The following is a 26,944-nucleotide window of genomic DNA, read 5'->3' as shown; positions in this document are numbered from 1 at the left end:
CACATTGTGGCATCGCTGCAGGCCGCTTAGGGGTGCGTGCGGCTGAACAGGCGGCGCCAGACCGCGTAGACGGGCACGCCAGCGGCCATGATCAGCAGGCCGATACCGGTATTGCGCGGGTTGTCGCGCAACGACAGCACCACCACCACCGTCACCGCAGCGATGAACAGCAGCGGCAGCCACGGGTAGCCGGGCACGCGGAAGCCGCCGGAGGCGCGGTCGTGGCGGCGGTACCAGAACAACGTGCCCACGCCGATCGCGCAGGCCAGCCAGTCGCCGAAGGTGGCGTAGTCCAGCAACTGGCCGTAGCTGCCCGACAGCGCCAGCACGATCGCCCAGCCGGAGAGCAGCAGCAGCGCGGTGTTCGGCGTGCGCCAGCGCGGGTGCAGCCGCGCCACCGCGCGGAAGAACAGCCCGTCCTCACCCATCACCTGCAACACCCGCGCACCGGCGACCAGGGTGATGTTGCAAAAGCCGAGGGTGGAGATCGCCACGCCCAGTGCGATCACTTTCGCGCCGACCGGGCCGGCCACCTGCTGCATCACGTCCGCCGCCGGCGCGGTGCTGGCGGCGAGCCCGGCGTGGCCGAGCACGGCGAGGTAGGCCACGTTGACCAGCGCATAGGCGCCGATCACCAGCAGCATGCCCAGGGTCAGCGCGCGCGGCAGCGTGCGTTGCGGGTCACGCACTTCGCCGGCCAGGTTGTTGAGGTAGGTGAAGCCGGAATACGCGAACAGCACCGGCAGCGCCGCGCCGATGAAGCCGACGCCGTGGCGCGCCGGATCGGCGGCCAGCACCTGGCCGTGCCCGGCGCCGGCGAGGAACAGGCCGCACACCACCAGTACCGCCACCGCCAGCAGCTTGAGCAGGGCGAACAGGTTCTGGATCTGCGCGCCGAGGCGGATGCCGAACAGGTTGATGCCGCCGACGAAGACCAGCGCGCCGACGGTCAGCGGCAGCGCCCAGGCCGGCGGCAGCCCGAACAGCGCGGCGGCGTAGCTGGCGAAGATCGTCGCCACCGCCGCGCTGGAGCCGGAGTAGATCACCAGCAGCATGGTCCAGCCGAACAGGAAGCCGGCCAGCGGCCCGAACGCCTCGCGCAGGTAGACGTAGGTGCCGCCCGCGTGCGGCCGGCGCGCGCCGAGCTCGGCGTAGCACAGCGCGCCGATCAGGGTGAGCACGCCGGCGGCCACCCACATCAGCAGCAGCGCCAGCCCCGACTCGGTGCGCTGCGCCACGATGCCCGGGTTGAGGAAGATGCCGCCGCCGATGATGCCGCCGACCACGATCAGGGCGGCGTCCCACGGGCGCAGGCTGCGCGCATAGCCGGGAGAGGTGTCGTTCATGCAGGGAGGTCGCTGGCGGAAGGAGCCGTAGCTTGGCGGGCGCCGCGTGGGCGGGCAAGCGTTCGAAGACTCTCAGCTCAGCTGAAGCTCGCCGCGGATGCCCACGGCGCAGGCGCCGCCGATGCTGATGCTGCCGTCCGTCGTGTCGCGCACCACCTCGACGCAGCCGTCGCGGCCCACCTCGCGCCCCTGGCTGGCGCGATAGCGCAGGCCGTAGCCCGCGGGATCGCCGATGTCGGCGAGGAAGGCCATGATCGCGGCGTTGGCGCTGCCGGTGACCGGATCCTCGGGGATGCCGTCGGCCGGGCAGAACGCGCGCACCGCCATGCTCGCCTCGCCCGTGCGCTGCCGGCCGAACACGCTGACGCCGACCGCGCCGGTGGCCTGGCAGAGCTCACTGATCGCGGCCAGGTCGGGTTGCAGCTGGCGCACCGCGGCCTCCTCGCGCAGGTCGCAGACGAACCACAGCGGCCCGTTGTCGACCAGGCGCAGCCGGCTTTCCGCGAGCTCGGCATGCACGGCCCGGCCGAGCAGGACGCGCTGGTGCGCCGCCACGGCCTGCAGTTCGGCCCGCGGCGCCTGCACGTGGATGATCCGCCCGCTGCCGCTGCCTTCGACGCGCACCGGCAGCAGCCCGGCCGCGCATTCCTGCAGCAGTTGCCGTTTGTCCGGCGGCACCAGAGCGGATTCGATCGCGGCATACGCGCTGCCCACGCTCGGATGGCCGGCGAACGGCAGCTCCTGGCGCGGGGTGAAGATGCGCACGCGATAGTCCGCCGCGGGGTTGCTCGGCGGCAGCAGGAAGGTGGTTTCGGAAAGGTTGGTCCAGCGCGCGAACGCCTGCATCGTGGCGTCGTCGAGGCTATTGCCGTCGATCACCACGGCCAGCGGATTGCCCAGCAGCGGCTTGTCGGAGAACACGTCGAGCTGGATGAAGCGGCGGCTGCGGGGCATGGCGGTTTTCCGGGCGGAAATCGCCCGACGATCGCACCGGCGGGCGCTTCGGGCAAGTGGCCGGGCAGCACCGCCCTGAAGGCGAAAAGCCGGCGTTCACGGCATGGCGCTCCGGTGCGGTTTCGGGCAAGGAGGCGATTTGCGGCACAATAAGAGGGTTATGCGCCGTGAGCAGCCGTTCGCCGGCGCCTGAATTCCCCGAATCGAAGCCGCCTGCGCAAGCCCCATGACCACCATCAAGCAAGAAGACCTGATCCAGTCCGTCGCCGACGCGCTGCAATACATCAGCTACTACCACCCGGTCGACTACATCAAGAGCCTGGCCGCCGCGTATGAGCGCGAGGAATCGCCCGCCGCGAAGGATGCGATGGCGCAGATCCTGATCAACTCGCGCATGGCCGCCGAAGGCCATCGGCCGCTGTGCCAGGACACCGGCATCGTCACCGTGTTCCTCAAGGTGGGCATGAACGTGCGCTGGGACGATGCCAGCATGTCGCTGGAGGACATGGCCAACGAGGGCGTGCGCCGCGCGTACATGGACCCGGACAACAAGCTGCGCGCCAGCGTGCTGGCCGACCCGGCCGGCAAGCGTGTCAACACGAAGGACAACACGCCGTCGGTGGTCAACATGTCGATCGTGCCCGGAGACACCGTCGAGGTGATCGTGGCGGCGAAGGGCGGCGGCTCGGAGGCGAAGTCGAAATTCGCCATGCTCAACCCGTCCGACTCGATCGTCGACTGGGTGCTCAAGACCGTGCCCACGATGGGCGCCGGCTGGTGCCCGCCGGGCATGCTCGGCATCGGCATCGGCGGCACCGCCGAGAAGGCGATGCTGATGGCCAAGGAGGCGCTGATGGAGTCGATCGACATCCAGGAGCTGATCGCACGCGGCCCGAGCAACCGTGCCGAGGAACTGCGCATCGAGCTGTACGAGAAGGTCAACGCGCTGGGCATCGGCGCGCAGGGGCTGGGCGGCCTGACCACCGTGCTCGACGTCAAGGTGAAGGATTTCCCGACCCATGCGGCGAACCTGCCGGTGGCGATGATCCCGAACTGCGCCGCCACCCGCCATGCGCACTTCGTGCTGGACGGCTCCGGCCCGGTGATGCTCGACCCGCCGTCGCTGGAAGACTGGCCCAAGCTCACCTACGACGCCTCGAAGGGCCGCCGGGTGAACCTCGACACGGTGACACGCGAGGACGTGGCGAGCTGGAAGCCGGGCGAGACCCTGCTGCTCAGCGGCAAGCTGCTCACCGGCCGCGACGCCGCGCACAAGCGCATGGTCGAGATGCTCAACCGGGGTGAACCGCTGCCGGTCGATTTCAACGGCCGCTTCATCTACTACGTGGGTCCGGTCGATCCGGTACGCGAGGAAGTGGTCGGCCCCGCCGGCCCCACCACCGCCACGCGCATGGACAAATTCACCGAACAGGTGCTGGCGCAGACCGGCCTGCTCGGCATGGTCGGCAAGGCCGAGCGCGGCCCCGCCGCGATCGAGGCGATCAAGAAACACCGCTCGGTGTACCTGATGGCCGTGGGCGGCGCCGCATATCTGGTGTCGAAGGCGATCAAGGCTTCGCGCGTCGTCGGCTTCGCCGACCTGGGCATGGAAGCCATCTACGAGTTCACCGTCGAAGACATGCCCGTCACCGTGGCGGTCGATTCGGGCGGCAGCTCGGTGCACCAGACCGGTCCGCGCGAATGGCAGGCAAGGATCGGGAAGATCCCCGTCTTTATGAAGTAAAAGCAGTGCGCGCAGCGCGCGCGTTTGCCTCCTCCCCCTCCGGGAGAGGATTGAGGAGAGGGTGCGGGGCCGGCGCGAACCTGCATCAAGCCATGTCGGCACGCGCCCGCGCCTCCTCCCTCCCCTGAGGGGGGACTAGAGGGCACATCGACTTGGGCTCCGGGCAAGGCTACGCGCGCCATCCCTGCTTTCGCAGGGATGACGCGGCCAAAGTCCGCGTCTCCGTAAAGTAATCAAAAAGCAGTCTAGACGTCCAAACGAATAGATCTCATAAAACCATTTGCAATTCCAATGCCGCAGCGCAACACTGGCCCGATATCCACCCCCTGACAGCGAACCCCCGTGACCTCGCCAATCTCCGCGCCGTTGCCCCCCGACGCTCCCTGGATCGTGATGAAGTTCGGCGGCACCAGCGTCGCCACGCTGCCGCGCTGGCAGAACATCCGTGAGCTGGTCGCCAGCCGCCGCGCCGAAGGCGCGCGCGTATTGGTCGTCGTTTCCGCGCTGACCGGCGTCACCGACGCGCTGAAACAGCTGTGCGGCGAGGGCGGGCAGGACAAGCGCAAGGCGGCGGCCGGCGCGATCGCGCAACGCCACTACGACCTGCTGGAGCACATGCAGCTGGCGTTGCCGGACACGCTCGGCGAGCGGCTGGGCGAGCTGGCCAGGCTGGCCGAGGCCGGTCCCGCCGCACGCGGCGAACTGGCCTGGCAGGCACAGGTGCAGGCGCACGGCGAGCTGATGTCCAGCGCGCTCGGCGCGGCCTTCCTCAGCCACAGCGGTTTGCCCACGCAGTGGCTGGACGCGCGCGACTGCCTGGCGGCGGTGGCGTTGCCGAACCAGAACGAGCGTACCCGGCTGCTGTCGGCGATGGTCGAGGCAAAGCCCGATCCGGCGCTGAACGCACGCCTGGCCGCGCTGGGCGAGGTGTTCATCACCCAGGGTTTCATCGCGCGCGAGCAGCATGGCCGCACCGTGCTGCTCGGGCGCGGCGGCTCGGATACCTCGGCCGCGTACTTCGGCGCGCTGCTGAAGGCGGCGCGGGTGGAGATCTGGACCGACGTGGCCGGCATGTTCACCGCCAACCCGCGCCAGGTGCCCGGCGCGCGCCTGCTGCAGCGGCTGGATTACGAAGAGGCGCAGGAGATCGCCTCCACCGGCGCCAAGGTGCTGCACCCGCGCTGCCTGTCGCCACTGCGCGAGCCGCGCGTGCCGCTGCTGATCAAGGACACCAACCGTCCCGAGCTGGAAGGCACCGTGATCGGCCCGGAGGTGCGCGCGCACGCGCCCAGCGTCAAGGCGATCAGCGCGCGCAAGGGCATCACCCTGGTCTCGATGGAGTCGGTCGGCATGTGGCAGCAGGTCGGTTTCCTCGCCGACGTGTTCGCGCACTTCAAGCAGCACGGCTTGTCGGTGGACCTGATCGGCTCGGCCGAGACCAACGTCACCGTGTCGCTCGACCCCACCGAGAACCTGCTCGACTCCGACGCGATCGCCGCCTTGGCCAGCGACCTGGCCAAGGTGTGCCGGGTCAAGGTGATCGCACCGTGCGCGGCGATCACCCTGGTCGGCCGCGGCATGCGCTCGCTGCTGCACACGCTGTCCGGCGTGCTGGCCGAGTTCGGCCAGCTGCGCGTGCACATGATTTCGCAGTCGTCGAACAACCTGAACCTGACGTTCGTGGTGGACGAGGAAGTGGTCGATGCGCTGCTGCCGCATCTGCACGACCTGTTGATCGGCGCCGGCGCCCTGCGCACCGACGACAGCGCGCTGTTCGGTCCCAGCTGGCAGATGCTGTATGGCGGCGGCGAAGCCGTTCCCGCCGTGCCGGCATGGTGGCGCCAGGCGCAGCGTCCGCGCCTGCTGGAACTGGCCGCCGAAGCCACGCCGCGCTACGTCTACCACCTGCCCACGGTGCGCCAGCAGGCGCGCGAGCTGAAATCGCTGGCAGCGGTGGACCGGCTGCACTACGCGGTGAAGGCGAACACGCATCCGGCGATCCTGCGCGCGCTGGCGGCGGAGGGGTTCGCGTTCGAGTGCGTGTCGCCGGGCGAACTGAAAGCGGTCGCCGCGGTGGTGGCGGAATCGGTGCCGCTGCTGTTCACCCCGAACTTCGCGCCGCGCGAGGATTACGTCTACGCACTGGGCACCCGCGCCACCGTCACGCTCGACGCGCTGCACCCGCTGCAGCACTGGGGCGAACTGTTCCGCGGCCGCGAGATCGTGCTGCGGGTCGATCTGGGCCGTGGCCTGGGCCATCACGAGAAGGTGCGCACCGGCGGCAGCGGCAGCAAGTTCGGCCTGCCGCTGGATCAGCTTCCGCTGTTCCTGCAGCTGGCCGAGACGCATGGCGTCAGCGTGCGCGGCCTGCATGCGCACCTGGGCTCGGGCGTGCTCGATGCCGCGCACTGGGGCGAGGTGTATGCGCAGCTGGCCAGCCTGGCCGAGCGCATCGGCAGCGTGGTGTTCCTCAACATCGGCGGCGGCCTCGGCGTGCCGGCGCACCCGGGCGAGGCGCCGCTGGACATCGCCGCGCTCGACCGTGCGCTGCGCGAGGTCAAGGCGGTCTATCCGCAGTACCAGTTGTGGATGGAGCCGGGCCGCTACCTGGTGGCCGACGCCGGCGTGCTGCTGACGCGGGTGACCCAGCAGAAGGACAAGGGCGGTTTCCGCTATCTCGGCGTGGACACCGGCATGAACAGCCTGATCCGTCCCGCGCTGTACGACGCCTGGCACAAGATCGTCAACCTCAGCCGGCTCGGCGAACCGGCCACCGCGCTGTACCAGGTGGTCGGCCCGATCTGCGAGAGTGGCGACGTGCTGGGCACCGACCGCCGCCTGCAGGAGGCGCAGGAGGGCGACGTGATCCTGATCGCCCAGGCCGGTGCCTATGGCAAGGTGATGTCCTCGCACTACAACCTGCGCGACGAGGCTGATGAAGTGGTGATCGACGCCTGATCCGGGGTTCGCCTGTTCAAGGATGCGAGCAGGGTGAAAGTCGCGGGATCGTCGTTTGCCCCGCGCTTTGCCCGCCGAAAGCCATCGAGCCGGCATCGCTCGAAGCTAGAATCAGCCTGTTCGCTCCGTGAAGCGGGCGATGGAGTAAAGATGTGAGCAACACGATCCAACCGCGCCTCACCAGGGTCTTCCGCTTCGTGCGATCGAGTTACGCCGACGGCGTGGCCGAGCTGGCGTACGCGTTCGACGACGGCGAGGAACTGGTCGAGCGGATTCGCTTCCCGCATGCGCCGGCGCTGCCGGCCGCACGCGCGGCGGCGTTCGACGCCGCCTTGAAGCTGCTGCACCTGATCGCCGGCGTCAGCTACTACAAGGCCGGCGTGCCGCCGCGGATCGAGGTGGTCGGTGGCCCGCTCGACGACACTACCGCGGAGCTGCTGGACCAGTTGTACCTGCATGGCCTGGCCGAGTTCGCCTATCGCAACGGACTGGATCTGCGCGGGCGGATTTCGTTCCCGCGTGGCGGTGTGGCGCCCGTGGTCGGCGCACTGGGCTTGCCGAAGCGCACCCTGGTGCCGATCGGCGGCGGCAAGGATTCGCTGGTCGCGGTGGAGGCGATCAAGGCGATCGGCGGCGAGGCGACCGCGGTATGGGTCGGCAGTTCCGCCTTGATCGCGGCCTGCGCCGAACGCACCGGCCTGCCCACGTTGAACATCCAGCGCGAGCTGGCGCCGGGCCTGTTCGAGTTGAACCGGCTGGGCGCGTGGAACGGACACATCCCGGTGACCGCGGTGAACTCGGCGATCCTCGCCGTGGCCGCGATCCTGTACGGCTACGATTCGATCACGTTCGCCAACGAGCGTTCCGCCTCGGCCGCCACGCTGGAGTACGAGGGCCAGCAGGTGAATCACCAGTGGAGCAAGAGCCTCGCGTTCGAGACGCTGCTGGGCGACTGGCTGCATGCGCACGTGGCCAGCGACCTCGACTACTGCTCGCTGCTGCGGCCGTACTCGGAACTGGCGATCACCCGTGCGTTCGCGAAGCTCACGCCGTACTTCGACGTGTTCTCCAGCTGCAACCGCAACTTCAAGCTGCTCGGTCCGAAGCCGGTCGACCGCTGGTGCGGGCAGTGCCCGAAATGCCACTTCGTATTCCTCGCGCTGGCGCCGTTCCTGCCCAAGCCGCGGCTGCTGGCGATCTTCGGGCGCAACCTGCTGGATGATGAGGGTCAGGCCGCCGGCTTCGACGCGCTGCTGGAATACCAGGACCACAAGCCGTTCGAGTGCGTGGGCGAGGGCGCCGAGGCGCGCGCCGCGATGCATGCGCTGAGCCAGCGGCCGGAGTGGCAGGAAGACGCGCTGATCGAGCGCTTCCGCAGCGAGATCCTGCCGCAGCTGGACGCTTCGCAACTGGCGCTGGAGCCGTGGCTGCAGCCGTCGCCCGAGCATCGCGTGCCGGCGCGGCTGCAAGGCGCGCTGGCGGCGATCGGTTGATGCGCTTCGCCGATCTTCGCAACCGCCGCGTTGCGGTCTGGGGTTTCGGTCGCGAAGGCCATGCCGTGATCAAGGCGCTGCGCGCGCAACGGCCGGCGCAGGCGCTGACCCTGTTCTGCAGCGTCGCCGAGGCCGACGCCGCACGCGCGTTCGATGCCGCGCTGGAAATCGTCGCCGGCGAACCGGACGCCGCCGCGCTGAGTCGCTTCGACGTCGTGGTGAAATCGCCCGGCATCTCGGCGTACAAGCCGGCGTTGCTGGCCGCGCAGGCGCAGGGCACGCAGTTCACCTCCGGCACCGCGCTGTGGTTCGGCGAGCATCCCGACGCACGCGTGATCGCGGTCACAGGCACCAAGGGCAAGAGCACCACCAGCGCGTTGCTGGCGCATTTGGCGCGAAGCTTGAGCGTGCGCACCGCGCTGGCCGGCAATATCGGCCTGCCGCTGCTGGAACTGCACGGCCAACTGGCGGACTTGTGGGTGATCGAATTGTCCAGCTTCCAGACCGGCGAGGCCGGCCCGCTGGAACTGGGCGTGATCACCAGCCTGTACGAGGAACACCTGGACTGGCACGGCTCGCGCGAGCGCTACGTCGCCGACAAGCTGAAGCTGGCCGACGCCGCGCGCACGCTGCTGGTCAACGGCCAACAGTCGGGTCTGCTGGAACGCACCGCTACGCATCCGCATCGCCTGCTGTTCGGCACGCCGGAAGGCTGGCACGTGCGCGATGCCGCGATCTGCCGCGGCGGGCAAGTGGTGTTCGACACCGCTGCGCTGGCGGCGCCCGGCCTGCACAACGCGCTCAACGCCTGCGCCGCACTGGCCGCGCTGGAAGCGATCGGCATGGACGCACTCGCCGCCGCACCGGCGCTGGCGCGCTTCCGCCCGCTGCCGCACCGCCTGCAGCCGCTGGGCGAACGCGACGGCTGGCACTGGGTCAACGACTCGATCAGCACCACTCCGCTGGCCACCCTGGCCGCGCTGGAAAGCCTGCACGGCCGCACAGTGACGGTGCTGGTCGGCGGCCACGACCGCGGACTGGACTGGACGCCGTTCGTCGAGGCTATGCGCACAGCGCCTGCGCACGCGATCATCTGCATGGGCAGCAACGGTGCGCGCATCCAGATCGCGCTGCGCGAGGCCGGAACGGCCTGTCCGATCCTGCTGGCGAACGATCTCGCCAGTGCGGTCAAGGCGGCCAGGGCTCGCACGCCAGAACATGGGGTGATCCTGTTGTCGCCCGGCGCGCCCAGCTTCGACCAGTTCAAGGATTATGCGGAACGTGGTCGCCGTTTCAGCGCGCTGGCCGGTTTTGATCCTTCCGGCATTGCCGGCATCCCTGGGCTGGGTATCGAGGGAATGCGGGGCGACTGAATCCGCCACCGAGGGCGGTCGGTCGCCTGTGGCGGCAGAGGTCTTCCGATAGCGTGGGCGCTGGGCCACCCCGCGGAAACCTCGAATGATCGGCCTGATCCCTGGCGTTGTCTCCTTGGCTACGCTTGAACCCTTGGACCGGGAGCAAATGGAGGCCACATGAAGATTCGCGAGAGCGGCATGCCCGACGAGGCCCGGTGGGCCAGCTTCTTCGACTGCGAGGCGGCCGTCGGGAAGCTGTTCGGTGCGGCGGAGGTGCAGGGGGACGTGATCGAGTTTGGCTGCGGCTACGGCTCGTTCACGGTGCCTGCCGCGCGGCGCACGAGCGGGCTGGTCACTGCGCTGGATATCGAGCCGGAGATGATCGCCGCCGTGCGCGGAAAGGCAGCGAGCCTCGGGCTGTACAACATCCGGGCCGAGCTGCGGGATTTCATTTCCGACGGTGCCGGAGCGGATGCCGGTTCGCAGGCGCATGCGATGATTTTCAATCTGCTGCACCTGGCGCGGCCGGAGGAGTTGTTGCGGGAAGCCCACCGGATCCTGCAGGACGGCGGGGTGCTTTCGGTGATGCACTGGCGCAATGACATCCCGACTCCGCGCGGGCCGCCGCTGGAAATACGCCCGACCCCGGAGCAGTGCCGGCAGTGGATGGCCGACGCCGGGTTCCACGCCGTCGAATCCGTCGATCTGCAGCATGCCTGCCCGTTCCATTTCGGCCTGATTGGCCGGCGCTGATACGCGGCGTGGAACGGTACTTCGACCGACTTCAGCGCGCGTAGCGCGCCCGCGGTTCGTTCACGCGATTTTTGCCGCTGAGCTTGATGTGCTGGCGCAGCCAGGCGGCGAACTCGGCTTCGGACAGGCTGCCTTCGGCGAGGGTGATCATGGTGACGTATTTGTCTTCGTCGCTGGCGGCGAGGTCGGCGTCGTTGAGTGAAAGGAAGACGCGGTAGCAGACGTGCGCCGTGCGTTTGTTTCCGTCGACGAAGGGGTGATTGCGTGCCAGCCCGAAGGCGAGGCTGGCGGCAAGGTCGGCAAGGTCCGGCGGCGGGTCGCCGTAGGCGTGCGATTGCTTGGGGCGCGCAAGCGCTGAATCCAGCAGATTGTCGTCGCGCACGCCGATGCTGCCGCCGTGTTCCGCCAGCTGGCGTTCGTGGATGGCGATGGCGAGCGGCCTTTCGATCCAGACGACCATGACCTTCGCCTATTGCGCCAGCTTGTGCAGGACGTTGCGGTCCTTGCGCATGACCTCTTCGGCCACTTCCATCTGCTTGGCGAGGGTAGGGTCGTAGGTGGTGAGGCGGATGCCGTCGGGGGTTTCCAGCGCGAACAATTCGTCGCCTTTTTCCAGGCGCAGGCGGGCCAGCAGTTCGCGCGGCAGGATGACGCCGGCGGAGTTGCCGATGGTGGTGATCTTCAGTTTCATGGCGGTCTCCAGAGTTTGTTATAACGTATGTTATACATTGGCGGTGGCGTGGACGCAATGCCGCGATGCAGCGGGTTATGCTCCAACTGCCCATACATGGGCGGCCGGCGGAATGGATGAGGGAGAACATGAAGTCGACAGGTCATCCGGATGACGAGGCTGCGGCAACGAACATCACCCGGCGGATCGAGGAACTGGGGGACTGGCGGGGCGCGATGCTCGCGCGCATCCGCCAGCTGATCCACGAGGCCGATCCGGAGATTCGGGAAGAGTGGAAATGGGTCAAGCCCAGCTCGGGCGGCACGCCGGTGTGGTCGCACGACGGCATCGTCTGCACCGGCGAGTCGTACAAGGACAAGGTGAAGCTCACCTTCGCCCGCGGCGCATCCGTCAGCGACCCGAAGAAACTGTTCAATGCCGGTCTGGAAGGAAACACGCGGCGGGCGATCGATCTGCACGAAGGCGACAGGCTCAACGAGACGGCGTTCAGGCAACTCGTACGCGCCGCAGTGGCGGCCAACGGTGTGGCGCTTGCGCAACGGGCAGCCAGGAAGAAGTAGGCCCCGATTTCCGGCGAGGCCGCCTGTTGTCGCGACTGCCCGGGCTCCACGCAAAAGGGCCGCACCTGCGTGCGGCCCTTCGTTTTCGGCGGCGGGAGACGCCTACCAGATCTTCACCCGGTCCTTCGGCGCCAGGTACAGTTTCTCGCCGGGCTTCACCTTGAACGCGGGGTACCACTGATCCAGATTGCGCACGGTCTGTGCGCGGAAGTCGGCGGGGGCGTGCACGTCGGTGGCGAGGCGCTGGCGCAGGGCGGCGTCGCGGATCTTCGAGCGCCAGGCCTGGCCGTAGGCGAGGAAGAAGCGCTGGTCGCCGGTCAGGCCGTCGATCACCGGCGCCGGCTTGCCGCCGAGCGACTTGTGGTAGGCGAGGTAGGCGATGGTCAGGCCGGAGACGTCGGCGATGTTTTCGCCCAGCGTCTGTTCGCCGTTGACGTGCAGGCCGGGCAGCGCCTCGTACTGGTCGAACTGCTTCGCCAGCTGCTTGCCGGCGGCCTTGAAGTGGGCCAGGTCTTCCGGCGTCCACCAGTTCGCGAGGCGACCTTCGGCATCGAACTCGGCGCCCATGTTGTCGAAGCTGTGGCTGATCTCGTGGCCGATCACTGAACCGATCGCGCCGTAGTTGGCGGCGGCGTCGGCGTTCGGGTCGAAGAACGGCGGCTGCATGATCGCGGCGGGGAAGTTCAGCGCGTTCTGCAGCGGCAGGTTCACGGCGTTGACGGTCTGCGGGGTCATCCACCACTCGGCGCGATCGACCGGTCGGTCCAGCTTGGCGCGCTGATGTTCGTATTCGAACTTTTCGGCGCGGCGCTGGTTGCCGAGCGCGTCGTCGGCACGGATATCCAGCGTGGCGTAGTCGCGCCAGGTGTCCGGATAGCCCACGCCGACGCGCACCGTGGCCAGCTTGGCCTTGGCCTTCGCGCGCGTGGCCGGGGTCATCCAACTCAGCGAGTCGATGCGCTCGTCGAACGCAGCGAGCAGGTTCTGCACCAGTTGCTCCACTTCCGCCTTGGACGAGGCCGGGAAGTAATGCTTCACGTAGAGCTGGCCCACGGCGTCGCCGAGGTCGTTGCTGGTGGCGCCCACCGCCCGCTTCCAGCGCGGCCGCTGCTCGGGCGTGCCCTGCAGGGTGCGGCCGTGGAAGTCGAAGCCGAGGTCGGCAAAGGCCTTCGGCAGCAGGGCCGCACTCTGGTCCAGGGTGTGGAAGAGCAGCAGGTTCTTCCAGGCCTGCAGCGGCTCGCTGGCGGTCAGCGCGGACAGGCCGGTGATTGCGGCCGGCTGCCACACGTCGATCCGCGGCTGGCCGTCCAGGCCGGCAGCCTTGAAATACGCGGCCCAGTCCAGCCCCGGCGCCTTCCGCGCGAAGTCGGCCGTGCGCCACAGGTTGTTCGCCTTGTGCACGTCCTCGCTGTCGAGCAGGCTGGCCTGCGCCCTGGCGATTTTCGTTTCCAGGTCGAGGACGGTTTTTGCCTTCGCTTCCGCGTCAGCCATGCCGGCCTGCTTCAGCAGCGCGCCGATGTAGGTCCGGTACTTGGCCCGGGTCGCGACCATGTGGGTGTCGTCGGACAGGTAGTAGTCGCGACTGGGCATGACCAGGCCGCCCTGCAGCAAGTAGGCGATGTTGCGCGAGGGGTCTTCCAGGCCCTGCGTCACGAACAGGCCGAACAGGTTCTCGGTGTGGTAGTTGGTGGCGTTCATCGGATCGACGTCGGCGCGCAGGCGGCTGCCCAGCACGCGCGCCAGGTCGGCGCGCGAGGCGATCGCGTCGATCTGCGCCAGCTCCGGCTTGAGCGGCGCCAGGCCGTGCCGCTCGATCGCGGCGGTGTCCATCCAGGCGGCGTAGTAGTCGGCGATCTTGCGCGCGTTGCTGCCGGCGGCCGGGCGGCTGGCGCCGGCGTTGCGGATCAGTTCGGCGGTGTTCTTCTCGGCCTGCTCGAACACCTTGAGGAAGGTGCCGGTGCTGGAGCGGTCGGCGGGAATCTGCGCCGTCTTCAGCCAGCCGCCGTTGGCGTAGCGGAAGAAGTCGTCGCCCGGCTTCACGCCGTGGTCGATCCCGGCCAGGTCGATGCCGGAAGGCTGGCTCGCCGGCGGTGCCGCCCATGCCGCCGGACTGCACAGGATCGCCGCCGTCAGTACCCATCGCATGCTTTGCATGGTCGTTCCTCTGCCCTTGGAGGCGTCCACGATAGTCCGCCCCGACGGCCTTGTGTGCATGACCTATGGACTACGCCGACGGTCATCAGTGGGCCTCGACCGGAACGGTCGGCGCATGCGCCGGCTGACGGCTGAACGGCACCAGCAGCAAGGCGGCGACAAACATCCACGCCATCAGGCGGAACACGTCGTCGAACGCCAGCGTCGTCGCCGCGCGCGACACCAGCCGGCCCAGCTCGCCTTGTGCGATCAGCAAGGCGTGCGCGGAATCGGCGGTGAACTGGCTGACCCGGCCGGCCAGTTGCGCCACCACTTCGGGCGCCTGGCGGCCCGCTTCGCCCAGGCTTTCGCCGAAGCGCGCGACGTGGATGCGCGTGTGATCGATCAGCCAGGTGTTGACCACCGCGATGCCGATCGCGCCGCCGAGATTGCGCATCAGGTTGAACAGGCCCGAGGCGTAGCGCAACTCGGCCAGCGCGAAACCGTTCAGTGCCATGTTCACGCTGGGCACGATGCACAGCATCGTCGCGAAGCCGCGCAGCACCTGCGGCCAGAACAGCGCGGCGAAGCCCCATTCCGGCGTCATCGCCGAGAACAACCACAGGCTGGCGGCGAACAGCAGCAGGCCGACGCTGATCGTCCAGCGCGCGTCGATCCGTTGCGACAGCCGTGCCGCGACCACCGTGCTCAGGATCTGCGCGATGCCGGTGACGAATACCGTGGTGCCGATCTGCAGGCTGTCGTAGCCGCGCACGCGGCCGAGGAACACCGGCACCAGGTAGGTCGACGCATACAGCCCGAAGCCGATCACCAGGCTGAAGATGCAGGCGAACACGAAACTGGAATGGCGGAACGGCGACAGCTTGACGATCGGCCCGGCCGAGCGCAGCGAGCGCTCCAGGAACAGCGCGAAGCCGACCAGCGACAGCCACGCCGCCGTGGCGATGGTCGGGTCGCCCAGCCATTCGTGGCGCGGGCCTTCCTCCAGCACGTATTCCAGGCCGCCCAGGAACATCGCCATCGCGACCAGGTGGACGTAGTCGATCTTCTTCAGCATGGCCAGGTTCGGCCGGTCGACCCTGACCAGCAGCAGCGACAGCACGGTGACCGCGATGCCCGGCACGATGTTGATGTAGAAGATCGAGCGCCAGCCGACCGCCTCGGTGAGCCAGCCGCCCACGGTCGGCCCCAGCGTCGGCGCCAGCACCGAGACCATGCCGAGGATCGCCGGGATCAGCGCGCGCTGCGGGCCGCTGAACAGCGCGAAGCCGGTGGCGAACACGGTCGGCACCATCGCGCCGCCGACGAAGCCCTGGATCACCCGGAACAGCGTCATCGAGTGGATGTCCCAGGCCATTCCGCACAGCGCACTGGCCAGCGTGAACAGCCCGGCCGACAACGCGTACAGCCAGCGCGTCGACAGCGCCTGCGCCAGGAACGCGGCGAACGGGATCATCACCAGTTCCGCCATCAGGTAGCCGGTCTGCACCCAGCTGATCTCGTCCGGACCGGCCGAGAGCCCGGCCTGGATCTCGTTGAGCGAGGCGGCCACGATCTGGATGTCGATCAGCGCCATGAACATGCCGAACGCCATCACGCCGAAGATCAGGAATTTGCGCGGCAGCGGCAGGTCGGCGGGGGCGATGTGCGGGGTGGCGGTTGTGGCGTTCACGGGAGGCTCTTGCATCGACGGCGAATCATAGTATGATAATCATCATATTAAAAAGCGAGGCCGTCATGCGCTACGACACCGAACACAAGCAGAAGACCCGCGCCATGGTGCTGCAGGCTGCGGCGAAGGCGATCCGTACCGACGGTCCGGACCGCGTCGCGGTGGCCGGCGTGATGGCGGAGGCGGGGCTCACCCACGGCGGCTTCTACGCCCACTTCAAGTCCAAGGACGAGCTGGTCGCCGCGGCGATCGGGCAGATGTTCGAGGAAGCGCGCGCCCGCTGGGAGCGCGAGACCGCCGAACGCGGCCCGGCCGACGGCCTGGTGGCGTACATCGACTTCTACCTGTCGAAGAAGCATCGCGACGCGCGCGGCTTCGGTTGCCCGATGGCGGCGCTGGCCTCGGACCTGCCGCGCCTGCCTGAGTCGGCGCGCGAGCAGTTCGCCGATGGCGTGCAACGCAGCACCGCGCGGCTGGGCGAGCAGCTCGCCGCGCTGGGGCATGCGGCGGCCGAGGTCGAGGCGCGTTCGATGATCGCCGAGCTGATCGGCGCGCTGTCGCTGGCGCGCATCGAGCCGGACGCGAAGCGCTCGGACGCGATCCTCGCCGCTTCGCGCAAGCAGCTGAAGCAGCGGCTCGGGCTGGAGGCGCGGCAGCCATGAGTGCCGACGGTAGCCCGAGCGTTCCCGTCGACGTGCCGGCGGCACCACGTGCATCGTGGTCGCGCCGACCGGTGTTCGTCGCGGTGGTGGCACTGCTGGTCGCGGTCGGCGGCGCGTTGTGGATCGCGGCGCCCAAGCGCAGCGTGTCCACCGACAACGCCTACCTGCAGGCCGACAGTTCGGTGGTGGCGCCGAAGGTGCGCGGCCTGGTGGCCGACGTGCTGGTGCAGCACAACCAGCGCGTGCGTCGCGGCGATCCGCTGCTGCGCATCGACGCGGAAGAGTTCGACGCACGCGTGGCCTCGGCCACGGCCGGACTGCAGGATGCGCGGTCCAGCGTGGCGGCGGCGCAGGCCGCGCTGGTGGCGCTGGATGCGGAAGAGACGCTGGCCGCGTCCAACGTGCGCGCGGCGCGGACCTCGATCCGCTCGTCCGAAGCGCAGCAGGCGCTGGCCGAGGCCGACCGCCGGCGCTTCGACGCATTGATCGCCAGCGGCGCGGTGGCCCGTCGCGACGCCGAGCAGTACCGCACCGCCGCGGTAACCGCGCAGGCGAATGCCGAACACAGCCGCGCCGAGTTCGCGGTGAGCCGCGATCAGGCTGCCGTGACGCGCGCCAAGCGACTGACCCTGCGGGCCAACCTGGCCCAGGCCGAAGCGGCCGTGGCCAGCGCGCAGGCCGCGCTCGACCTGGCCCGGCAGGATCAGGCCAACACCCTGGTGCGCGCGCCGATCGATGGCGTGGTCGGCGACCGCCAGGTCGAACCGGGCGACTACGTGCAGCCGGGCACGCGCCTGCTCACCGTGGTGCCGCTGGATGCGCTGTACGTGATCGCCAACTTCAAGGAAACCCAGACTGCGCGCATGGTCGCCGGCCAGTCCGCCAGCGTCGAAGTGGATGCCTTGCCGGGACAGACACTGAAGGGCCGCGTGGAAAGTTTCGCTCCCGGCTCCGGCTCGCAGTTCTCGCTGCTGCCGTTCGAGCCGGGCACCGGCAACTTCACCAAGATCGTGCAGCGGGTGCCGGTACGCATCCGCTTCGACGCCGATCAAGCGGCCTTGGCGCGCCTGCGCCCGGGGCTTTCCAGCACGGTCACCGTGCAATTGAACACGCCGCCTTCCGCGCAGGCAGCGCGCTGAGCGCTGCCCGTCGTCGGCAAGCCGGCATCACGCGCAAGAGACGGGTTTGCCGGTCGAAGGCACCGTCAGCAATCTCCATCCCACTCTCTCGAGGTATCAAGCATGAAAATCCAGGGCAGCACCGCATTCGTCACCGGTGCCAACCGCGGTCTCGGTCTCGCCTATGCCAGGGCACTGCTGGCCGCCGGCGCAAGCAAGGTCTATGCGGGCGCACGCGATCCGGCCTCCGTGCCTTTGTTGAAGGGACTGGTGCCGGTGAAGTTCGACGTCAACGACGCCGGCGACATCGCCGCCGCGGTGGCGCAGTGCACCGATGTGAATCTGCTGATCAACAACGCGGGCGTCATCGGCGGCGAACCGCTGCTTGGCGCACGCGGCGAGGATGCGCTGCGCGAGGTGCTCGACACCAATCTCCATGGCGTGCTTGCGACGAGCCGCGCCTTCGCACCCGTGCTGGGCGCGAACGGCGGCGGGGCGCTGGTCAACATGCTTTCGGCCCTGAGCTGGGCCAGCCTGCGGGTCAGTTCGGCGTACTCGGTGTCCAAGGCGGCGGCGTGGGCGTTGACCAACGGCCTGCGCAACGAGTTGCGCGAGCAGGGCACGCTGGTGGTCGGGGTGCACGCCGGCTACATCGACACCGACATGGTGAAGGATGTCGAGGGCCCCAAGTCGCGCCCCGAGGACATCGCACAGGCCGTGCTTGCCGGCATCGAGGCGGGCACGCCGGAAGTGCTGGCCGACGACACGGCACGGTACGTCAAGGCCGGTTTCGGCGCCTCGCCGTCGCTGTACCTGGGCGGCGTGCCGGGTTGAGCAGCGCTACTTCTCGATGCGGTAGTTGAAGCTGGCGCGGCTGAACTCGGTGGCCTGCTGCGCCTCGAAGTTCCAGCGCTTGCTGAGGCGGTAGCGCAGGGTGATCACCTCGCCCGGCTCGAACAGGCCCACGCCGTAGCTGAGGTACAGCCGCGGCGACAGGTACTTGCCCACGGTGAACGCCGAGCTGCCGCCGAGCGCCTCGTTGCTGGACACGCCGACGTCGTCCACGCCCAGCTTCGAGCCGATGCTCTTGGCCAGCAGGTCGCCGGCGGCCGAGCCGAGCGCCTGCGCGGCCGCGCCCACCATGTCCCCTTCGCCGCCCTTCACCTGCGACAGCGGCTTGCCGGTGACCAGGTAGGACAGCGCGTCGGACTGCTCCATCACCGGGTTGGAGAACACGGTGAGGATCGGCCGCTGCGCGGTGCCGGAGACCAGCAGGCCGACTTCCTGGCCTTCGTCGATGGTGGCGTTCGGGTTGAGCTTGCGCACCGCGCGGATGTTCAGGCCCGGGTTGTCGATCGGCGTGCTGGCGAACAGCAGCTGGCCGCGCTGGATCTGCAGGTTCTGGCCGTAGGCGCGATAGGTGCCGTCCACCGCGATCTGGCCCTGGCCCGTGGTGGCGCGGCCGGGGCGTTCGACCACCGTGAGCACGCCGCTGGCGCGACCGTCCAGACCCATGCCGACGATATGCGTCCTGCGGCCGAGATCCACCTTGACCAGGGCACGGATCGGCAGCTTGCTGGCGGCCTGTTGCTGCTGCTTCTCATCGACCACCACCACGTCGGGCGAGGCCTGGGTGGCGCCGGCGCCGGGCAGTTTTTCGGCATTCACGTCGGCGCTGTCGATCCCGAGCACGCCGCCGATGTCGATGCCGTCGGCGTCCTGCTTCACGGTCAGGTCGGGCGAGATCACCACCCTGGCGGCGGGGATGTCGGCGGCGGTGAACTGGCTGCCCTTGAGCGTGAGGCTGGTCCGGGCATCGGCGCCGAGGCCGGCGTTGCCGTCGATCGCCACGCTGCCCTTGCCCGATTGCACGCTGCCGCGGATCAGGAACTGCCGCGCGTCGGTGGTGCTGACCGTGAGCTGGCCCTGGCTCAGCTTGAGTCCGGCCGACGGTACCTCGGCGGCGAAGCCGCGCACGTTCGCCTGGCCGGTGACCGCGGGTTGCTTCAGCGTGCCGCCGAAGCGGAAGTTGCCGTCGACGTTGCCCTTGACGCCGGCCACCTCGCCGCTGAACAGCTCGACGAAGGCGAGGCTGTTCAGGCGCAGGTCGAGCTGGCCGCCCAGCGTCTGCTGCGCGCCGCTCATCGTGAGCTGGCCGTCGATGCGGCCGCCGTCGTCGAGCCCGCCGTGCACGGCGATGCGCTGGCCGGTCGGCGCAAGGTCGGCGTCCACGCGCAATTGGTCGTAGCGCAGCAGCGGCTCGTCGGCGCGGTCGGTGTAGCTGACGCTTCCCTGCGCGGAGCTGAGCGAGGCGTTGCCGCTGAGCGCGCCGGCGGCGCTGCGGCGGAGCTTGCCGCTGCCCTCGATGACGCCGTCGGCGCGCAATGGCAGGTCGGCGTTGCCGCTGGCGTTCAGCAGCAGCGCCAGCGGCAGCGCCTGCAGCCGGTAGCTGGCGTCGAGGTTGCCCGGCTTGTCCTGCTTCGCGGCCACGCACAGTTGCGGGTCGCCGGCGCTCAGGCACAGCTCGGACAGGCTCATCGCGCCGTCGTTGTAGCTCAGTTGCGACGGTTGCTGCAGGCGCCAGCCGGGCATGCCTTGCGGTTCGAGGTCGAGCATGGACAGCGTGCCGTTCCAGGCCGATCCCTTCAGCGCGCCGTGCAGGGCGAGCTCGCCGGAGAGCTGGGTGCCGCGGGCATCCACACGCAATTGATGATCGCCCTGGCTGCCTTCGGCCAGCAGGTTGAGATGCTGGAACAGCAGGCCCTGCAGGTACGCGTTGCCGGTTTGCAGATCCAGCTTGCCCGCCGGATGGCTGATGTCGGGAATGCCCACGATCAGCCGCAGCGTGTCGGCCTTCTGCTGCTGCCAGGCCAGCGCCTGCCCGTGCAGCTGGCCGTTGACACTGAGCTTCGGCCGCATGCCGCGGATGTTGAAATGGCCGTCCAGACGGCCGCTTGCATCCGGCAGCCAGTCGCCCAGCGAGGCGATCGCCAGTTGCAGGTCGGCATCGTTGCTGGCGCCGGGGCGGGCATCCAGTTTCACCGTGCTGCCGCCCGAAGCGAGGTCGAGCTGGCCGTCGACCACTTCATTGGACGACAGGTGCAGCTTGCCGCGGCCGCTGACCGCGCGTTCGCGCAGCTTGCCCGCCAGCTGGCGGATCTCCAGCGTGGCGTCCGGGCCGTTCTGCGGCAGGCTGCCGTTGCTGGCGATGTCGAAATCCAGGGCGCCGCTCCAGCCGGCGAACAACTGGCCGGGGTCGAGCTTGTCGGCGCTCGCTTCGGCCTGCCAGGCCAAGGTCGGCTGCAGGGTCAGCGTGCCGTGCGCCTGCAGGCCGCCTTGTGCCTGTTTCAGTTGCAGCGTGTGCAGGGTGACGAGCTGCGGCGTGCCGTCCAGGTTCAGCGCCAGCTTCGCAAGCTTGCCCGGCGGGCCGATGTCGACGTCGCCTTCGGCATGGTATGCATCGGCGCTGCCGCTGGCCTTGAGCGCGCCGCGGCTGGCCAGTGCCTGGCCGGCCAGGTCCGCCGGCAGCAGCAGGTCGTTCCAGCGGATATCCAGTGCGGCGCTGAGCGGCTTGGCGGCGAGTTGCACGGTGCCGCTCGCTTCCACGCTGCCCTTGATCTGCGGCGAACCGAGCTTGAGCTGCTGCAGGGTCAGCGTGTCGAAATCGGGGCTGAACTGCGCACGCAGCGGCTGCAGCAGCAGCTGGTAGTCGTTGAGATCGAGCCGGCCGTCGAGCGTGCCGCCGTGGCGGTCGCCATGGCCTTGCACGGCAAGCGCCAGCGCCTTCAGCGAACTGTCGCCCAACAGCGGTTTCGGGTCGAAGCGTGGTGCGTCGAGCCGGCCGGTCCAGGCGTAGTCGCCGGACTGGATAAGGTCCACCTGCAGTCGGGCCACGGCCGGCGCAGTGAGCCCGAGGTCGAGCTGCGCCCGCTGGCCATCGCTGTGCGCATCGAGGCTGCCGACGTAGCTTGTCCCGCCGAGCTTCCAGGCGAAGGCGGCCTTGCCGTTGCCCTGGTAACGCGTGCCGATCGCCAGCTTGCCATCCAGGTTGGCGTGGCCGTCGGGCGCCTGCAGCACGAGCTGGCGCAGTTCGATGCCGCGGTCGGTCCAGCTGCCAGCCAGGTCGAGCCGATGGGAGGCGAACAGCGGCTGGCCATCCTGCGTCAGCTTCACCGTGCCCACGTGCACGCGGTCGAGGATCAGTTCGATCGGCGGCTGCAACGAGAAGCCGCCGGAACTGGATGAGGCCGTCTCCGACGGTTTCGGCAGGGCGATCTCGACGCCATCGACGTCCAGCGCGAGCACATGCAGGCGTTTGGCCAGCAAGGGCCAGAAGCGCAGGTCCAGATGCGCCTTTGCCACGGTCGCCACGGTGCCCTTGCCGTCGTCGTAACGGATGCCGGCCAGGTCGAGCGGGCCGAGCAGGCGGCCCTGCGCCTGTTGCACGTGCAGCGCGCCGTCGGTGGCGGCCTGCGCCCGCGCCAGCGCGAAGCGCAGGCCGGAACCGGTGCCGAGCAGCCACCACAGCGCCGCCGCCGCGAGCAGCAGCAGTGCGGCGAATGCAATGGCGATGCGCTTGAACCACTTCATGAGTCCGATGCCTTCCGTTTTTCCTCAGTCGTTGCGCTTTTTGCTTTTCGGGACCCAGCCTTTTACTCAAAGTTGCAAAAGGGCAGTCCTGCCCTTTTGCAACTCGCCGGGTCCGCACGGACCCGGCTCCGCCGCATCGACCACGCCGTGGTCGATGCGCGTGCGATCCATCCGTGGATCGCCTGTGAGCAGCTGCCTGCGGCGACCGTTCACAGATCCGGTCCGATCACCAGGTGCAGCTGGATGCCGTGCGCGCGATCGTCGTGGATCGGCGTGCCCAGGTCGACGCGGATCATGCCCACCGGCGAGCGCCAGCGCAGGCCGAGGCCGGCGCCGATCTTCGGCCGGTAGTCGGTGCCGCTGAACGCGTTGCCGGCATCGACGAAGGCCGCCATGCCCCAGTTGCGCGTGAAGTAGTGCTCGACCTCGCTGCTGGCGACCAGCAGGTTGCGGCCGCCGATGACGCGATCGGTGCTGTTGCGCGGGCCGATCGACTGGTAGCCGTAGCCGCGCACCGAACGGTCGCCGCCGGCGAAGAAGCGCAGTTGCGGCGGCAGTGCGGCGAAGTCGTTGGTCCAGGTCGTGCCGGCGCTGCCGCGCAGGATCAGCCGGTTGCGGCCGCGCGTGCCGAATGCGCGGATCCATTTCGCGTCGGCGATGACCTGGCTGAAGCTGGCGTCGGACAGCAGGCTGCCGGCGGTGCTGCGCGCGGCCACGCTGAGCAGCCAGCCGCTTCGCACGAAATCGGGGTTGTCGGCCTGCTTGCGCGTCAGCGCGGCCTCGCCGAACACCAGCGTGCTTCGCCCGTGTTCGATGCCGGGCGTGTTGTCCGGTTCGTTGCCGCGCTTGCCCACGGTGAACGTGCCGGACAGCGCATGCACGCCCAGGGTGCGGGTCCAGCCGTGCCACTGGCGGGTCTCGTTGCCGACCAGTTCCAGCGTGCGCGATTGCGAGGTGGCGGTGTTCGCGTCGCGGAAGTTGGCGCCGGCGTTGTAGCTGCGCTGGTTGTCGCCGGGCAGCGGGATCGAGTACAGCGTGGACAGCGTCTTCAGCTTCTGCGCCACCACCAGTTCGTTCTTCCACTTGTGCCCGCGCCGGTTGACCCAGCGCCGCTCCATCCCGCCACGCACGCCGAATCCGGTGTCGGTGCCGATGAACGGGCCGCCGGTGTAGATCGTGCGCTTGGCCGGCGCCAGCTGCACGGTGACGTCGACCACGCCGCCCTTCGCCGCGTCCACGTCCGGCAGCACGTTGACCACCGCGAAATAGTCCGCGCCGTTCAGCGCCTGCTGCAGCTCCAGCAACTGGTTCTGCGAGAAGTAGTCGCCGGATTTGAACGGCACGTAGCGATCGAGAAAACCTTCCTTGAACTGCGAGCCGTCGAAGTGCACCCGGCCATAGCGGTAACGCGGGCCGGCCTGCCACGCCAGCTTGACCGCCGCGCTGTGGTTGGCGCGGGTGACTTCGACCCGATGGGTGAGCAGGCGGGCATCGAGGAAGCCGTTGGCGGTGAGCTGCGCGCCGAGCGCGTCGCGCGCCGCGTCGTAGGCGCCGTGATTCAGCGGCTTGTCCTTGAGCCGTTCGATCGCGCGCTTCGCACGGCGGATCGGGGCGAGCTGCGCTGCCTCCTTGTCCAGTTGCACCTCGACGGCAGTCACCTTGACCGGCTCGCCCGGTTGCACGTGCAGGGCAACCCGCCAGTCCTTGCCGACCTGCTGCAGGTCGCCGGTGACGGTGGCGTCGTAGTAGCCGTACGGCTCCAGCGCGGACTTCACCTGGCCGGGGGCACGCTCGTACAGGCGCCGCACCTGCGCATCGCTGACTTCGCGGGTCGCGTATTGCGACAATTCGACAGCGGAGATCGCTGCCGCCTTCAGCGGATCCTCGACGCCATCCAGCACCAGTCGCACCCCGGCATGGGCTTGCGATGCCATCAGCAACAGCAGCAGAAGGCTCAGGCGTCGGCGGGGTCGGCGCATGCGTGGGGTTCCATCCTCGGGGCGTCTTCACGGGGTGGGGGCAGCTTACCCAAGTCGAGGTGGGCTTCGCATGAATGCGCGCTGGTCATCGCGGCATGGGAGCCGGAGCGTCGTGTTCGATTTGCCGATGCGCCCGAGGCCGCATCAGCAGGCCGCATCAGCCCGCCTTGTCGCCCGCCCTGTGCGCGATCCACGCGCCGATGACCGCCGAGACGTACGGGATCGCCTGCGCGGCGAGGATGAACATCCACAAGCTGCCTTCGATGTAGCGCGTGCCGTAGCCCAGCGCCATACCGACGATGCACAAACCCAGCGCGATCGCCATCAGCAGCTCCTCGCGCACCGGCGCGAACGCGGCGAAGTTGCTGCCGCCCAGGCGCCGGCTCTTGGCGGTGACCACGAACGAGGTCTTCTCGCGGGTCAGTCCGTGCAGGATGCCGCGGGCGATCGCGTGCGACAGGCCCATGCTGGCCAGCGAGGCCATCAAGGTGTCGTACCAGCCGCACGGCACGCGGGCGCGGTACAGCACGATGCCGAAGATCGCCTTGGCGAAGAAGAAGCCGATCACCGGGATCAGGAACAGCTGCATCGGCAGGCTGAAGTACTGCGGGTAGGCGACCATGCCGGCGGTCCAGAACAGCGCCATCAGGGTGAACACCAGGTGCAGCGCATCGGCGAACCAGCTGAACCAGCCGGTGAGGAAGTGGAAGCGCTGGCCGGCGCTGAGCGGGCCGCGCTCGGTCATCCAGCTCCAGCGGCCCTTGAGGATCTGCATCGCGCCGAACGCCCAGCGGTAGCGCTGGCTCTTGTACGCCTTGAAGTCGGCCGGGGTCAGGCCCTTGCCCATCAGCTCGTCGACGTAGACCAGCTCGTAGCCGGCGTGCATCAGGCGCAGGCCCAGCTCGGCGTCCTCGCAGATCGTCCACTCGGACCAGCCGCCGGTGCCTTCCAGCGCGCTGCGCCGGACCATCGTCATGGTGCCGTGCTGGATGATCGCGTTGCGCTCGTTGCGGTGGTGCATGCCGATGCGGAAGAAGCCGTCGTATTCCCACGCGGTCATCCGGCGGAACGCGTTGTGCTCGAACTCGCGGTGCGCCTGCGGGCACTGCACCACGGCCACCTTCGGGTCGTGGAAGTAACCGGTCAGCGTGGCCAGCCAGTCGGCGCGCACTTCGTAGTCGGCGTCGATCACCGCCACCACGTCGGCCTGCGGGTCGGTTTCCTTCAGGCCGAAGTTCAGCGCGCCGGCCTTGAAGCCCGGCCACGGTGCCAGGTGGAAGAAGCGGAAGCGCTTGCCCAGCTTCTCGCAATATGCCTGCACCGGCTGCCACACCGCCGGGTCCTTGGTGTTGTTGTCGATCACCAGCACTTCGAAGTTCGCGTAGTCCAGCGCGGCCAGCGAATCGAGCGTGACGATCACCATCTCCGGCGGCTCGTTGTAGCAGGCCAGGTGGATCGACACGAACGGCTGCTTCCCGGGCGGATCGGGTTTCAGCATGCCGGCATGGCGGATCCACTCGCGCCGCCACAGCACCTCGGTGAATTCGAAGCCGTTGATCAGCAGGATCGCCAGGATCGCGATCTGCGCCGGGAACAGCAGCGTGAGCATGGTCCAGTCGACCCAGCTCAGGTAGAAGTTGAACGGCAGCGTGGCCGACCAGGTGATCAGGCCGCAGGCAAGCTGGATCAGCATGCAGAAGAACAGCCGCCCCATCAGCTTGAAGCGACTGAAGCGGCGGGCGAAGAAGATCATCGGCAGCAGCGCCAGCAGGCTCGCTGCCAGCGCCTTCCACGGCCACGCGGTATCTTCGGTGACCGGGCCGGTCAGCGGGAACTTCATCTGGCGGTCGGCATTGAACATGCCCCAGTACGCGCCGGTGCGGCCCTCGCCCAGGGCTTCCTTCCACGGCTGGTCGAACGCTTCGAGCAGATAGTAGTCGATGTGCGCGGCCTTGGCCGCGTTCATCCAGTCGCGGATGAAGATCGCCTCGTTGGAGACCGACGGGTCCGCGTACTCGTGGCGGTCGCCGTTCGATGGCCAGCCGATCTCGCCGACCACGACAGGCTTGTCCGGATAGCGCTGGCGGATCTGCTGGTAGGCACCGAGCGCGGCAGGCACGGCATCCTTGCGCGCGATGCCGTTCCAGAACGGGAACAGGTGGATGGTGATGAAATCCACGTGCTGGGCCAGCTCGGGGTACTTCAGCCAGATGTAGTCCGGCTCGGCGATCGATACCGGCTGGTGCACGGCGGCGCGCACCCGGTCCAGGTAAAGCATCATCTGCTCTGGCGGCAGGTCGTTGCGGAACAGCACCTCGTTGCCCACGATGACGCGGGTGATCGTATCGGGGTAGGCGCGCGCCTTGGCGATCAGCAGCTCGATCTCGCGCTCGTTGTTGTCCAGGCGCTTGTCGATCTCGGCGCCGGCCATCACCTTCAGGCCTTCCTTCTGCGCCAGCCGGTACAGCTGCGGGTTCTGCTGCATCGTGTAGGTACGCACGCGGTCGCTGTACCGGTGCAGCAGCTTCAGGTCGGCGGCGATGTCGTCGCTGCTGGGATAATCCTGCTTGAACGGGCTCTGGTAGCGCTGGAAGACCGACAGCGAGAAGCCACCGATCTTGCCGTGCCAGTCGTCCGGGCCATGCGGCAGGTTGCCGTACCACCACAGCCCGATGTTCATCGCGGCCACGATCAGGGCGAGCATGATCGCCGTGAGCAGCGGGTACCGGCTGTTGTGGTTTGCTGCGGTGGCGCTCAAAAAAATCCCCGGAGGAAGCCTGCGCAACAGGCGGTAAAGCCCGAGGAGCTTAACCAATCCATGGCATCGGGCTCAATAAAGATCGTCGGGCGCGGTCAGCGCAAGGTCAGCCGGAGCGCGAGTTTTCGGACGGGAAGGGCCAGCTGGCCACGGCAGC

At 68.6% G+C, this 26,944-nt stretch carries 18 protein-coding genes; 9 read left to right on the top strand and 9 right to left on the bottom strand.

Annotation, left to right across the window (positions count from 1 at the left end; translation table 11 throughout):
• Positions 1–26: 26 nt before the first annotated feature.
• Positions 27–1,346: an amino acid permease gene (locus tag KK131_RS15500; protein ID WP_214557623.1), complete on the bottom strand. Its 1,320-nt coding sequence runs from the start codon at positions 1,344–1,346 to the stop codon at positions 27–29.
• A gap of 72 nt (positions 1,347–1,418) precedes the next feature.
• Positions 1,419–2,300, bottom strand: coding sequence for a PhzF family phenazine biosynthesis protein (locus KK131_RS15495; RefSeq protein WP_214557622.1), 882 nt, complete (start codon positions 2,298–2,300; stop codon positions 1,419–1,421).
• A gap of 226 nt (positions 2,301–2,526) precedes the next feature.
• Between KK131_RS15495 and KK131_RS15490 the strand changes: the two genes are divergently transcribed.
• From KK131_RS15490 to KK131_RS15470, 5 genes are all read left to right on the top strand, one after another.
• Positions 2,527–4,044 carry a fumarate hydratase gene (locus tag KK131_RS15490; protein ID WP_214557621.1) on the top strand — a complete coding sequence of 506 codons (1,518 nt, stop codon included), beginning with the start codon at positions 2,527–2,529 and terminating at the stop codon, positions 4,042–4,044.
• 393 nt (positions 4,045–4,437) lie between these two features.
• Positions 4,438–7,002: a bifunctional aspartate kinase/diaminopimelate decarboxylase gene (locus KK131_RS15485; RefSeq protein WP_214557855.1), complete on the top strand. Its 2,565-nt coding sequence runs from the start codon at positions 4,438–4,440 to the stop codon at positions 7,000–7,002.
• 152 nt (positions 7,003–7,154) lie between these two features.
• Entirely contained in the window at positions 7,155–8,495 is a 1,341-nt protein-coding gene (gene murL / locus KK131_RS15480; RefSeq protein WP_214557620.1) for a UDP-N-acetyl-alpha-D-muramoyl-L-alanyl-L-glutamate epimerase, read from the top strand.
• Entirely contained in the window at positions 8,495–9,868 is a 1,374-nt protein-coding gene (gene murD / locus KK131_RS15475; RefSeq protein ID WP_214557619.1) for a UDP-N-acetylmuramoyl-L-alanine--D-glutamate ligase, read from the top strand. The genes murL and murD overlap by 1 nt, the downstream gene beginning before the upstream one ends.
• Positions 9,869–10,027: 159 nt before the next feature.
• Entirely contained in the window at positions 10,028–10,603 is a 576-nt protein-coding gene (locus KK131_RS15470) for a class I SAM-dependent methyltransferase (protein ID WP_214557618.1), read from the top strand.
• 31 nt (positions 10,604–10,634) lie between these two features.
• Here the strand turns inward: KK131_RS15470 and KK131_RS15465 are convergent, their stop codons facing one another.
• Both KK131_RS15465 and KK131_RS15460 read right to left on the bottom strand, forming a co-directional pair.
• Positions 10,635–11,063, bottom strand: a complete 429-nt coding sequence (locus tag KK131_RS15465) for a type II toxin-antitoxin system death-on-curing family toxin (RefSeq protein ID WP_214557617.1) — start codon at positions 11,061–11,063, stop codon at positions 10,635–10,637.
• Between the two features lie 9 nt (positions 11,064–11,072).
• Complete coding sequence (locus KK131_RS15460; protein WP_008433897.1) at positions 11,073–11,294, bottom strand: AbrB/MazE/SpoVT family DNA-binding domain-containing protein; 222 nt, start codon at positions 11,292–11,294, stop codon at positions 11,073–11,075.
• 128 nt (positions 11,295–11,422) lie between these two features.
• Between KK131_RS15460 and KK131_RS15455 the strand changes: the two genes are divergently transcribed.
• Positions 11,423–11,854: a DUF1801 domain-containing protein gene (locus tag KK131_RS15455; protein ID WP_214557616.1), complete on the top strand. Its 432-nt coding sequence runs from the start codon at positions 11,423–11,425 to the stop codon at positions 11,852–11,854.
• Between the two features lie 102 nt (positions 11,855–11,956).
• Here KK131_RS15455 and KK131_RS15450 read toward each other — a convergent pair whose 3' ends face one another.
• Positions 11,957–14,008, bottom strand: a complete 2,052-nt coding sequence (locus KK131_RS15450; RefSeq protein WP_214557615.1) for a M13 family metallopeptidase — start codon at positions 14,006–14,008, stop codon at positions 11,957–11,959.
• Between the two features lie 85 nt (positions 14,009–14,093).
• Positions 14,094–15,680, bottom strand: coding sequence for a DHA2 family efflux MFS transporter permease subunit (locus KK131_RS15445; protein ID WP_345777267.1), 1,587 nt, complete (start codon positions 15,678–15,680; stop codon positions 14,094–14,096).
• A gap of 65 nt (positions 15,681–15,745) precedes the next feature.
• On the opposite strand from KK131_RS15445, the gene KK131_RS15440 reads away from it, so the two are divergent.
• The 3 genes from KK131_RS15440 to KK131_RS15430 all read left to right on the top strand — a co-directional run bounded on the left by KK131_RS15440 (position 15,746) and on the right by KK131_RS15430 (position 18,294).
• Positions 15,746–16,342 carry a TetR/AcrR family transcriptional regulator gene (locus tag KK131_RS15440; RefSeq protein WP_214557614.1) on the top strand — a complete coding sequence of 199 codons (597 nt, stop codon included), beginning with the start codon at positions 15,746–15,748 and terminating at the stop codon, positions 16,340–16,342.
• A complete protein-coding gene (locus KK131_RS15435; protein ID WP_214557613.1) occupies positions 16,339–17,481 on the top strand; it encodes an HlyD family secretion protein in 1,143 nt (380 codons plus the stop codon). The genes KK131_RS15440 and KK131_RS15435 overlap by 4 nt, the downstream gene beginning before the upstream one ends.
• Before the next feature lie 102 nt (positions 17,482–17,583).
• A complete protein-coding gene (locus tag KK131_RS15430) occupies positions 17,584–18,294 on the top strand; it encodes an SDR family oxidoreductase (RefSeq protein ID WP_214557612.1) in 711 nt (236 codons plus the stop codon).
• Positions 18,295–18,300: 6 nt separating this feature from the next.
• Here the strand turns inward: KK131_RS15430 and KK131_RS15425 are convergent, their stop codons facing one another.
• The 3 genes from KK131_RS15425 to KK131_RS15415 form a co-directional block, all read right to left on the bottom strand.
• Positions 18,301–22,050 carry a translocation/assembly module TamB domain-containing protein gene (locus KK131_RS15425; RefSeq protein ID WP_214557611.1) on the bottom strand — a complete coding sequence of 1,250 codons (3,750 nt, stop codon included), beginning with the start codon at positions 22,048–22,050 and terminating at the stop codon, positions 18,301–18,303.
• Positions 22,051–22,259: 209 nt separating this feature from the next.
• The gene (locus KK131_RS15420; RefSeq protein WP_214557610.1) at positions 22,260–24,029 is read right to left on the bottom strand and encodes an autotransporter assembly complex family protein; all 1,770 of its coding nucleotides are present in this window, start codon (positions 24,027–24,029) and stop codon (positions 22,260–22,262) included.
• A gap of 157 nt (positions 24,030–24,186) precedes the next feature.
• Positions 24,187–26,787, bottom strand: a complete 2,601-nt coding sequence (locus tag KK131_RS15415) for a glycosyltransferase family 2 protein (protein ID WP_214557609.1) — start codon at positions 26,785–26,787, stop codon at positions 24,187–24,189.
• Between the last annotated feature and the right edge of the window lie 157 nt (positions 26,788–26,944).

Origin of the sequence: Rhodanobacter sp. LX-99, assembly GCF_018599185.1 — a bacterium.
In the GTDB taxonomy this organism is placed as follows: domain Bacteria; phylum Pseudomonadota; class Gammaproteobacteria; order Xanthomonadales; family Rhodanobacteraceae; genus Rhodanobacter.
Note: the sequence above shows the minus strand (reverse complement) of the source record. Positions and strands in the feature narration are given on the sequence as shown.

Coding starts and splice junctions, on each gene's coding strand:
- KK131_RS15500 (WP_214557623.1), bottom strand. CDS start 1,346: ATGAACGACACCTCTCCCGGCTATGCGCGCAGCCTGCGCCCGTGGGAC.
- KK131_RS15495 (WP_214557622.1), bottom strand. CDS start 2,300: ATGCCCCGCAGCCGCCGCTTCATCCAGCTCGACGTGTTCTCCGACAAG.
- KK131_RS15490 (WP_214557621.1), top strand. CDS start 2,527: ATGACCACCATCAAGCAAGAAGACCTGATCCAGTCCGTCGCCGACGCG.
- KK131_RS15485 (WP_214557855.1), top strand. CDS start 4,438: ATGAAGTTCGGCGGCACCAGCGTCGCCACGCTGCCGCGCTGGCAGAAC.
- murD (WP_214557619.1), top strand. CDS start 8,495: ATGCGCTTCGCCGATCTTCGCAACCGCCGCGTTGCGGTCTGGGGTTTC.
- KK131_RS15470 (WP_214557618.1), top strand. CDS start 10,028: ATGAAGATTCGCGAGAGCGGCATGCCCGACGAGGCCCGGTGGGCCAGC.
- KK131_RS15465 (WP_214557617.1), bottom strand. CDS start 11,063: ATGGTCGTCTGGATCGAAAGGCCGCTCGCCATCGCCATCCACGAACGC.
- KK131_RS15460 (WP_008433897.1), bottom strand. CDS start 11,294: ATGAAACTGAAGATCACCACCATCGGCAACTCCGCCGGCGTCATCCTG.
- KK131_RS15455 (WP_214557616.1), top strand. CDS start 11,423: ATGAAGTCGACAGGTCATCCGGATGACGAGGCTGCGGCAACGAACATC.
- KK131_RS15450 (WP_214557615.1), bottom strand. CDS start 14,008: ATGCAAAGCATGCGATGGGTACTGACGGCGGCGATCCTGTGCAGTCCG.
- KK131_RS15440 (WP_214557614.1), top strand. CDS start 15,746: ATGCGCTACGACACCGAACACAAGCAGAAGACCCGCGCCATGGTGCTG.
- KK131_RS15435 (WP_214557613.1), top strand. CDS start 16,339: ATGAGTGCCGACGGTAGCCCGAGCGTTCCCGTCGACGTGCCGGCGGCA.
- KK131_RS15430 (WP_214557612.1), top strand. CDS start 17,584: ATGAAAATCCAGGGCAGCACCGCATTCGTCACCGGTGCCAACCGCGGT.
- KK131_RS15425 (WP_214557611.1), bottom strand. CDS start 22,050: ATGAAGTGGTTCAAGCGCATCGCCATTGCATTCGCCGCACTGCTGCTG.
- KK131_RS15420 (WP_214557610.1), bottom strand. CDS start 24,029: ATGCGCCGACCCCGCCGACGCCTGAGCCTTCTGCTGCTGTTGCTGATG.